Source organism: Sphingomonas sp. ABOLE, from assembly GCF_003950455.1.
Taxonomy (GTDB): domain Bacteria; phylum Pseudomonadota; class Alphaproteobacteria; order Sphingomonadales; family Sphingomonadaceae; genus Sphingomonas; species Sphingomonas trueperi.
Genome location: NZ_QQWY01000087.1, coordinates 1 through 2,645 on the forward strand (window position 1 = coordinate 1; position 2,645 = coordinate 2,645).

At 69.0% G+C, this 2,645-nt stretch carries 3 protein-coding genes; 2 read left to right on the plus strand and 1 reads right to left on the minus strand.

The window, feature by feature from the left end; genetic code table 11:
- A partial coding sequence (locus tag CA234_RS23900; RefSeq protein ID WP_277600225.1) for a GcrA family cell cycle regulator occupies positions 1 to 295 on the minus strand: 295 nt, incomplete at its 3' end.
- Positions 296 to 347: 52 nt separating this feature from the next.
- Between CA234_RS23900 and CA234_RS23905 the strand changes: the two genes are divergently transcribed.
- Positions 348 to 1,187, plus strand: a complete 840-nt coding sequence (locus tag CA234_RS23905; RefSeq protein WP_125978410.1) for an ABC transporter permease — start codon at positions 348 to 350, stop codon at positions 1,185 to 1,187.
- 59 nt (positions 1,188 to 1,246) lie between these two features.
- The gene (locus tag CA234_RS23910; RefSeq protein WP_126002924.1) at positions 1,247 to 2,614 is read left to right on the plus strand and encodes an HD domain-containing phosphohydrolase; all 1,368 of its coding nucleotides are present in this window, start codon (positions 1,247 to 1,249) and stop codon (positions 2,612 to 2,614) included.
- The last annotated feature ends 31 nt before the right edge of the window (positions 2,615 to 2,645 follow it).

Here is a 2,645-nt window from a genome sequence, read left to right on the forward strand (position 1 = left end):
GGGCAGGGGCCGGGGCTGCCGCCTGGGTACGCGGCGCGGCGGGTGGCGGCGCTGGCTTGGGCGCGGGGGCCGGCTTGGGCTCGGCCGGTGCTGCGGCAGCAGGCGCCGCCGCCGCAGCGGCCTTGGCTTCGTTGGACTTCACCGGCGACGGGCGCGAGGGCAGGCCGAGGCGGTGGGCCTTGCCGATCACCGCGTTGCGCGACACGCCGCCCAGTTCCTCGGCGATCTGCGTCGCGGTCAGGCCGCTGTCCCACATCTTCTTCAGCGTCTCGATACGCTCGTCGGTCCAGCTCACTTCGGTTCCTTCGTCTTGCGGGCGGCGGCGTCAGCGGGTACGCGATCGCGCCATGAGCAGCCACCCCGAAATCGGTTCACAGCTTCCCGAGCCGGGCGTTCCGGTGATTCGCAACGTCAACTGGGGAGGCTTGCGCACCCTCTATATCAAGGAGGTGCGCCGTTTCTTCAAGGTGCAGCTCCAGACGGTGTGGGCGCCGGCCGTCACCACCCTGCTCTATCTGGTGATCTTCACGGTCGCGCTGGGCGGCGGCGGGCGGACGGTGACGCTGGGTGGTGTCTCGATTCATTACGCCGATTTCATCGCCCCCGGCCTGATCGTGATGGGCATGCTGCAGAACGCCTTCGCCAATGCCAGCTTCTCGCTGTTGGTCGGCAAGATCCAGGGCACGATCGTCGACTATCTGATGCCGCCGCTCTCCACCGGCGAGATGCTGGCGGCGCTGGCCGGCGGATCGGTGACCCGCGCCTTCTGCGTCGGCGGCACGGTGTGGCTGGCGATGGCGCTGTGGGGCGTCCACGTCTGGCCTGTTCATTTCTGGGCCGTGCTGTGGTTCGGCTTCCTCGGCTCGCTGTTCCTCGCGCTGATGGGGGTGCTGACCTCGATCTGGGCGGAGAAGTTCGACCATGCCGCGGCGATCACCAATTTCGTCGTGGCGCCGCTGTCGCTGCTCTCGGGCACCTTCTACTCGGTCGAGAATCTCTCGCCGGTGTTCCGCGCGATCAGCCATGCCAACCCGTTCTTCTACATCATCTCGGGCTTCCGCTACGGCTTCCTCGGCGTCGCCGATTCGCCGATCCTGCTCGGCACGGCGGTGATCCTTGGGCTCGACGTGGTGCTGGGGCTGTTCTGCTACGGGCTGCTGCGCCGCGGGTGGAAGATCAAGAGCTGAGCGCAACCCGGTCTTAAGCCGACTCCCGCTATGGCTGCGTTCCCCGATGGACGCCGCCCATGCTGCATTATGATTCCGCCCATTTCGATGCCCGGTCCAGCGACTCGACGTCGCTGTCCGAGATTCTGGGTGCCTTTTCCTACGCGCTCGACCTGACCGAGGGGCAGCCCGCCGGCCATTCGCTGCGGGCGTGCTGGATCGCCAGCCGGATGGCGGTGGCGCTGCGGTTATCCGCGGCGGACCGCCGGACCGTCTATTATGCGACGCTGCTCAAGGACCTGGGCTGCAGCAGCAACGCCGCGCGGATCGCCGAACTCTATCTCGCCGACGATCGCAAGGTGAAGCAGGAGCACAAGCTGCTCGCGGTCGGGCTGGGGCCGACGCTGCGCTACGTCTTCACCCGCACCGGGCAGGGCGAGCGGCTCGGCGCGCGCGCCAAGGCGATCCTCGCCATCCTGCGCGACGGCAACGCCATCGTCACCGAGCTGATCCAGACCCGCTGCACCCGCGGTGCCGACATCGCCCGCCAGCTCCGCTTCCCCGAGCCGGTGGCACAGGCGATCGCCGCGCTGAACGAGCATTGGGACGGCAGCGGCAAGCCGCTCGGCCTGCGCGGCGATGCGATCCCGCTGGCGGCGCAGCTGGCGCTGCTGGCGCAGATCGCGGACGTGTTCCACGCCGCGGGCGGCCCCCGCGCCGCGACCGAGGAAGTGGCGGCGCGCTCGGGCAGCTGGTTCGATCCGGCGCTCGCGCGGTGCTTCGCGGTGCTCGTCGCGCGCGCGCCGGGCTTCTGGGCGGACCTCGCCCATCCCGCGCTCGAGGCCCGGGTCCGCGCCTTCGAGCCGAAGGAGCAGCGCGTCGCGGTCGACGAGGACTATCTCGACGACATCGCCGCCGCCTTCGGCGCGGTGATCGACGCCAAGAGCCCCTATACCGGCGGTCATTCGGGGCGGGTGGGTGCGTATACCGAATCGCTGGGACGGGCGCTGGGCGTCGAGGGCGCCACGCTGCGCACGCTCAAGCGCAGCGCGATGCTCCACGATGTTGGCAAGCTGGCGGTGAGCAGCCGGGTGCTGGAGAAGCCGGGCAAGCTCGACGACACCGAATGGGAAGAGATGCGCAGCCATGCCGCGCACACCACCGCGATCCTCTCGCGTATCGCGCCGCTGCGCGACATGGCAGCCATCGCCGGCGCGCATCACGAGCGGCTCGACGGGCGCGGCTATCCGCTGGGGCTCGACGCGATGCGGATCGCCCGCGAGGCGCGGATCATCACCGTTTGCGACTTTTACGACGCGCTCACCGCCGATCGCCCCTATCGCGCCGCGCTGCCGGTGGAGCAGGCGCTGGACATCATGGCGGGCGAGGTCGGCAAGGCGATCGACGGCGAGGTATTCGCGGCGTTGCGCGAAATCATTACCCAGTAAAGGTAGTTTCGCGCTAAGATGAAATTTTCTT